Annotated in this window: 10 protein-coding genes; all 10 read left to right on the top strand. The window is 48.8% G+C overall.

Annotated features, from left to right (window positions below):
• Nucleotides 1–153 precede the first annotated feature (153 nt).
• The 10 genes from EKK48_31070 to EKK48_31025 all read left to right on the top strand — a co-directional run bounded on the left by EKK48_31070 (nucleotide 154) and on the right by EKK48_31025 (nucleotide 6,449).
• Nucleotides 154–1,365, top strand: coding sequence for a hypothetical protein (locus tag EKK48_31070; protein ID RTL34635.1), 1,212 nt, complete (start codon nucleotides 154–156; stop codon nucleotides 1,363–1,365).
• Between the two features lie 11 nt (nucleotides 1,366–1,376).
• Nucleotides 1,377–1,622, top strand: coding sequence for a hypothetical protein (locus EKK48_31065; protein RTL34634.1), 246 nt, complete (start codon nucleotides 1,377–1,379; stop codon nucleotides 1,620–1,622).
• Between the two features lie 131 nt (nucleotides 1,623–1,753).
• Entirely contained in the window at nucleotides 1,754–2,266 is a 513-nt protein-coding gene (locus tag EKK48_31060; protein ID RTL34633.1) for a hypothetical protein, read from the top strand.
• Nucleotides 2,267–2,332: 66 nt separating this feature from the next.
• Complete coding sequence (locus EKK48_31055; GenBank protein RTL34632.1) at nucleotides 2,333–2,611, top strand: hypothetical protein; 279 nt, start codon at nucleotides 2,333–2,335, stop codon at nucleotides 2,609–2,611.
• A gap of 11 nt (nucleotides 2,612–2,622) precedes the next feature.
• Nucleotides 2,623–4,461: a hypothetical protein gene (locus EKK48_31050; protein RTL34631.1), complete on the top strand. Its 1,839-nt coding sequence runs from the start codon at nucleotides 2,623–2,625 to the stop codon at nucleotides 4,459–4,461.
• Nucleotides 4,462–4,497: 36 nt separating this feature from the next.
• Nucleotides 4,498–4,836 carry a hypothetical protein gene (locus EKK48_31045; protein ID RTL34630.1) on the top strand — a complete coding sequence of 113 codons (339 nt, stop codon included), beginning with the start codon at nucleotides 4,498–4,500 and terminating at the stop codon, nucleotides 4,834–4,836.
• A gap of 111 nt (nucleotides 4,837–4,947) precedes the next feature.
• The gene (locus EKK48_31040; protein ID RTL34629.1) at nucleotides 4,948–5,394 is read left to right on the top strand and encodes a hypothetical protein; all 447 of its coding nucleotides are present in this window, start codon (nucleotides 4,948–4,950) and stop codon (nucleotides 5,392–5,394) included.
• 11 nt (nucleotides 5,395–5,405) lie between these two features.
• The gene (locus EKK48_31035; GenBank protein RTL34628.1) at nucleotides 5,406–5,795 is read left to right on the top strand and encodes a hypothetical protein; all 390 of its coding nucleotides are present in this window, start codon (nucleotides 5,406–5,408) and stop codon (nucleotides 5,793–5,795) included.
• Between the two features lie 42 nt (nucleotides 5,796–5,837).
• Entirely contained in the window at nucleotides 5,838–6,140 is a 303-nt protein-coding gene (locus tag EKK48_31030) for a hypothetical protein (GenBank protein ID RTL34627.1), read from the top strand.
• Between the two features lie 75 nt (nucleotides 6,141–6,215).
• On the top strand, nucleotides 6,216–6,449 hold the full coding sequence (locus EKK48_31025; protein RTL34626.1) for a hypothetical protein: 234 nt from the start codon (nucleotides 6,216–6,218) through the stop codon (nucleotides 6,447–6,449).
• The last annotated feature ends 264 nt before the right edge of the window (nucleotides 6,450–6,713 follow it).

The following is a 6,713-nucleotide window of genomic DNA, read 5'->3' as shown; positions in this document are numbered from 1 at the left end:
TGACTCAATAACGTGTGTTGTGTTGGCAAGGCTGAAATGCCTTGTGGCGTGGTCATCTCGGGATGCCTGCCTCGGAAATGAAACATAATATACAAATTCGGATGCTGAGAATTGGCTCTACATCAGGATTCCCGTTGGTTGGACCCGTTTTGGATGAAGCCCTACGGGGTAGACTCGGAACGGCGGGAACGGCTTGCAGTCTCAGAAACGTTTGCAGACTATATCCGACAACACAAGCAGAGTACTGCCAAAATTGGCGTCCTGCCCCTGTCTACCAGTTTCCGTGGGCTGGATGCTTCTCAGTGGCTTGAGAATATTCCGGTAGAACCTTCTAAGCCGGTCGTCAAAATAAAAGCCTATGCGCATGACCGGGTGACTCTCCATGCGTATTTGAAGCCCCCGGTTTACCGGGTGCGGTCAATGCGTCGAAAGACTTTGGCCCAATTAGCACTCGGAACGAGTGCTCTCGTTAAACCCTCTGAATTTCGACGACACTACAAAATCGGCAATAGGCTTGTGTTTCAGCCTTCGCCCACGTCCTTTACAAGCTACGCTAGAAACTATTGCATGGATGCTGCGCATGTCGTTGAAACATACGCAAAGGGTAGGGGCGTGTTTGTAACGCTCACTTTGCCAGGAAACACTCCCGAGGTTTTTAGGTGTTTTTCGGCCGCCACTGGTTACGTGGTTGACCGCATGAACAGGTGGTTGAGATACAAAGTCGTCAACTCGCTGTTCATGTACGTGTTCGAGTTTCAGAAGCGCGGCGCCTTGCACATGCACTATTTGTTCAGGTTGCCGGATGGCGTGAAGAATCGAGAATTTACCCGAGATCTCAGAGCCCAATGGCGAAAAATACTCCTGGACGTTTCAGAGGAATCGAGTGTTGACCTTTTCCGGAAAAAGGATGGAGGCACCTGGAGGCATCGAGCAGACAAGCCTCGAATACAGGTCAAAAATCTACGCGGCACCTATGCGCAGTACATAAGCAAATACGCATCCAAAGCAGAATCTAAGTCTGGAGTGTTTGACCAGTTTTCTCCCCGCAGGTGGTGGGGGTGTTCGCGTGAAGCTCGTGTGCTCGTTTCTCAGTCGAGGCTCGAACAAGTATTACCCGTAAATTCCGTATCAGACGGGTTTCAAGGCATGTTGTCTCTGCTTATGAATTTGGGTGATTTCGCGCTATCTCACAAATTCTATGGTGGCTTTCCAGGTGAAGAAACTGACTGCCTATCGGTAATGGTGCCGGTTGGTACTGCGAAGTTGTTGGCTAATTCTTTTGTCGATTATGTCTCTCACGGAGACTTATTGCCGCTGCAATGCGCTTTAGTCTCTCTCTCTGAATCAAATAAAGCGCCACCATAGGAGGTATCAGCATGATTCATTTCTCGGTAACAAGTGAACAAGCGCGGGAGATTATGTTGGCTCTCATAGATGCTAATGCGCATCGACGTTTGCTCCAACTCCACGATCAGGATGCACAAGAAAAACTCTCACTTCTAATGGACCGCATCGCGTTGGCTGTAGTCGAAGCGCGTCTTCATGCAACTGAACCAGCCACGCCAAACATAGAAGAAATAGCAACCAAAGAAGGGCTCGAACTATGCAAACGAATCTCATAAACAAACCACCTGTTCCAAATTTTGAAGCGTGGCGCACTTGCGCCCATGTAACTACTTTACGTCAATCCGAGTACGTAGATTCTGCCTTGCTATTTGCGCTCTGCACTCGGGCGACAAACTGCAAAGCGACCATGTGCAAGATGGATTCTGTGTACCTGCGTAATTTGCATGAGGTCGTTAAATGCGCTGACGTGCAAGCGGTAGAGTGGCTCAAACGGGCAACCATTTGGGAGGGTGCTTTAAGAGGCAGGGTAGCCCGTTACCGTTATTTGCCCCACTTGCGCCCAATAGCTGATTCTCAAATAAACGGAACGGATGAATCTCATTTGACGGCGGTAATGCTGAGTTGTTCGTGGGGCATGACTCAAGAACCGGGCGTCCGCGTGGTGCAAGACGTCGAGCCACATTTAAGAAGAAAAGCAATCGAAAAATACATTGCTAATCCAGAGGCTCAACTGCTTGGGCTTTTAGACCGACTGCATGTGTTGATACGTGATAACTACAAAAGTGAGCGTGAGGGGCTCGTGAAATTTTATAAAGACTTTGAGGACCGGGACGCGGTAGAGGCCGCTAACCGGACGGTGGACCTTGCGCAGTTTTTCAGGGGTGATGATTGGAGGCTCTGTACCCGTCAAGTCTCTTGAAAAAACCACTTTTTAGGATTAAAATCGCGGGCATAGGCAATTGCCAACAGGCGCGAAGGCAAATAAATGAGTAGTTATAACGGTGCAATCGGCAATCCAGCATGGTTTGCGCCTATGCAATTGCTTTTAGATGCTGTTGGACCCGATGACCCGCGATATATATTTTGGAACGGTGCCTTAGGCAATAGCCTGGGCGCTTTTCTTTGCGACATGGAGCAAGTATGCGAGGCTTCGCCCTTTGCTTATCCAGATATGACTCAAGAAAACATTTCTGCCCTGGGTCTCAAAGAAATATTCCGTCTGTGGATGTTTGAGTACTTTCAGTCTCTTTACCGCATTGAGTAGGCGGTGAAGGTTTGACCAATTTAGTAGGTGGTGTTGGCACTTTTGAAGGTGACCCACAAGAACAAGTCTGGATAACGGTTGACGCAATATGCGCATCATGCACTGAGGCGGATACGGATGTTCCTCCATTTTTGCGTGCTGTTGTCGGCGATGCCTGCCCGGGTATTTACGTTAGCAAGCTCGAAGCGCTGCAACTGAGCCAAGATGCCTATCAAGAGATACTAAATGCAGGGATGCAGGTTGATCCGTGCACTTTCTTGGCTTATTTCGCTCCGCTTGTTTTTCGTGGTGACTTTAACGTGTCTGCTCCGGGTGCCGAAGAAACGGGTGGCACTTACTTAGTCAGTGCGACATGGTTATTGCAAGATAGGATTCGAGTTTTTCCAATCCCCACGTATAACTGTTGGGAGACAATTGAACGAAACAGAACCGTTATGTGGGCAGGTGCGAAGCCGGTCGAGGTAAGCGCGGCTATGAATCCTGAGGATTGCAGATATGGACCTAACACGGGAAAAATTCTAGTTGAGGATGGTTATTTGTCGGTGCCGGGCGAAGCGCTTACTTTTATAAAGCCCGGTACTATGCAGCTAGAATATCTGGGTCCGCTAGTCACCGTTGTATCAGCCCCTGACCTTGCAAATGGAGAAACCGGTATGCCGATTCCACCTATCCCAAGCGGATACCCCGCGCCACCGCCGCCGGTGCCTCAACCTGTTAATATCGTGTTGGACCCGTCAATGTTTTCAGACGAATTGTGTCACGATATCGTAGATAGGGGCGATGGCTTCCAGAGTCTGAGCGATATAGCGGATTACTATCACGCCACAAGCTGGGATGAAGCAACCGACTATGCGGTTCGCACTAACGTGCCTAATCATGTGAACATGGAGTACACGAACTATGTTCTCGGATTAGTCGATCCTTCCTTTTGGAACGTGCTAGTTAACGGTACAGGCTCAGTCGAGCCTACGATTACTCTGCAAGGTGTGGCGAAGGCGTTTGATACCGCAGATGACACTACGAAGAAGGCGTTTTTAACGAGCGTACAGCAACAAATAAATTTCTTGGATGTGTGGCACGCATTAGCCCTGGGCGGTACTGAAACTTTGGTTCGTGAAGCGACTACCATTATCCTGAAAGAGGTGACAAACGCGCCTCCCGTCTTGATTCCTGAGGTAGTGCTAAATGAGGCCGCAGCTGCAACTACTTTGGTGGCGGAGACTTCTCCGCTGGGGGCTCTTTACTTAACACTTACATTGGGGGCAGACTTGCTAAAGAAATCAACCACTCAAGTAGACCAGATTATCAGCTACGAATGTGATGGAGAGTTACGCCTAAATGTAGTCGCTGACATCAATGACGACATGGGCCTTCGATTCTCGAATGTGCATTACATGCAACTGGTCATGGACAAGCTGAACCAATTGCTTCAATGCTGTAATCCCTGCCCGGAAACACTGACGCAACCTGACGAACAATTTCTCTACTGGGGGCACCTGACCAGTCACGGCGAGCCACCAAAAATTGAGTCTCCAACTTATCTCAATATTTCTGGGGTACTTTTCCACGTATCCGATAATCTGTTCCCGAAAGTGTACGAATTTGGTCCACCTGAATTGTCGCTACTTGCTAAATTTGCATGGCGCTTCAAAGACGGCAGCTACAGTGAGATTGAATACGTGAACATGGATAAAACGTCAATCAAGGCGCCAAATGAGGATGTGGTGGGCTTTATGTGTCACTGCTATCCGGGCGTAGTTCTCAATGCAGAAATTTACACCAGGCAACCATGGTTTCCGCCAAACGGTAATTATGGCAATGTAAACCCTAGACCAAATCCGTATTCCTGATAGCATTAAGGGGTACCCCGTTAATAGGTGAGAAAAATGGCAGGAACGTTTGCCCACGATTTGCAACCCTCAAAATTTTACGTATACGATTCTGACGATGGTAAGTCTTACCTGGTCAAGATGCAGGACAAGTACGCTTCTGCTAGCGGTCTGACTTTGGCGGATAATACTCAGGTGAACACTCTCCAGCGTTACCCGAACCAGAAACGTTGTCGGCACTCTTACTTGCACAATGTTGACGATGCCGGTAAGGTGCACCGCCGCTTCGTGATTGTCAGCAAGACTCACATCACCAGCCCTGGTACGCCGGGCAGTATTGATGGAATGTCCGGTTGGCAATTTGGCGGTCAAATTGGTGAGAAGATCATCAAGTAACCGTCTGTAGGACTTGTTTTGAGTCGAGCAATAAGCGCCAAACGAAACAACGATTTGGCGCTTTGTTGCAACTACTGTTCATTCCATTGCACTCAATAGGAGGCGGTTCCGTTGCTTCATAAGTCATTCTTCAAAACAATGATTGGCTACTTAACCAATTTGGGGTACTTGTCGGATAATCCGTTCGAGGGTAACCCTGACTATCCTGACTACTGGATTCTCTTACAGTCAGAACCAACCTTTGATAATTGGGCATCGTTGGAAGCAACCTATGGCGGCTACGCAAGGCAACACTACTATCGTAATCCCACAATCTGGATGCTCAATGATGGCCCGCCCTTTTTCGCGGGCAATCGAAACCTGATAACATTTCCGGCTCCTACTAGCGATGCCGGGCAGGTGCTATCACATTGGGGCTGGTTATACCCTGTCGCTGGTAGTGGCGGTGCGTCTTATGGTCTCGTAGTTGCCGGTCCGTTAAGCAATCCTATTACGACTGAAATTGGGCAAACGATTATTTTCCCTGTGAATAGCATCACCGTTAAAGCTCCGTACTGAGGCTGTTTCGCATGTCAAATGATTTAATCGTAGACCAGCCTACCGCGATCGGCATCGCATATTTGGCAATCCCCTACGGTACTCCTGGAGGCGGTTTGCAAGGTGAGTACTTTTCTGGTGTCAGCACTTATGCTGATGTGCAAATTGGCTTCGGCAGTACTACCCTGACAAAGTTTCAGCTGATAACTGATGTAGAGGTCGAGCAACCATTAGGGGTCGTTAGGTGGGGCTATATAGATGTATTTGGCGCCTCGTCTTACTTTATAGAGAAGGGGCGCTTAACACTCCGCACTCAATCAATAACGGTGGATTACCCTGAATTGCCGGTTGGGAAGCAACTGGTGGTTCGATGTCGATGGTTCTTCCCGAACATTAATTACACGGCTGTATTCAATAAATAGCGATAAGATATTCTTACGACTGTCTGACCGTGGGGGCGCGATATGAAGATAGCCTATGCTTTATATGCTGTTTTGGTTTTCAGCGCGTCAATGATGCCGGCACATGCTGACGGTGAGCATGATCAATCCAAACGTCCGGTCACTCATGTGGACCCAATGACCGGGGGGCTCTCGTATAAAGAGAGGCGGGCGAAATGGTACCGGGAAGAATTGGCCAGGCAATCGAAGAAACTACCGGGACATACAAAGACGGTCGGCGAAGAAGAATTTGCAGTGACTCATGGCCGATATCAGTTTCCAGAAGATGTGGCTATGCAGAGGCGGGATAAGACTGGCGGCCGCTAGCCTCTGTTTCAATTGTCGAGTTTTTGGGTATAAAGTGGCTACTAGACTCGCTTTTAGAACACGGAGGGATCGCCAGTGTTCAATATTCCTATGGACCAATTGACTCTATGGTTGCAGTCAATTTGCGGGACGGCGGTGTTCGTAGCTATTGCTGCATACCCGATTCTCGGTTTCGCTAACTATGTGACTCACGAATTTAAGGCGCTGCGTGCCAATGGGCAGACTGTGGCGCCTGTAAAAACTGAACGGGTGGCACCTTGCCATTACAATAATGGGCTGGTACCTCCCCCGCCGCCTATCGTTCAGTGAGGGCAGAAAAGGGGGAGAAATCCCCCTGCCTTTTCTATGATTACCTTTTAATTCGGGGTAGGCTGATTGGACTGCCCTGGGTGCTAGATTGTCACAATCGAAAGAAGTACCTGGGGCAGTACGCATCAGAAGCGTCTGAAATACAGCATATTAATGTGTGATCGGCAAGTAACAGTCTTATAATGCCTGCTGTGACTCAATAACGTGTGTTGTGTTGGCAAGGCTGAAATGCCTTGTGGCGTGGTCATCTCGGGATGCCTGCCT

This window comes from Candidatus Melainabacteria bacterium (assembly GCA_003963305.1).
In the GTDB taxonomy this organism is placed as follows: domain Bacteria; phylum Cyanobacteriota; class Vampirovibrionia; order Obscuribacterales; family Obscuribacteraceae; genus PALSA-1081.
Note: the sequence above shows the minus strand (reverse complement) of the source record. Positions and strands in the feature narration are given on the sequence as shown.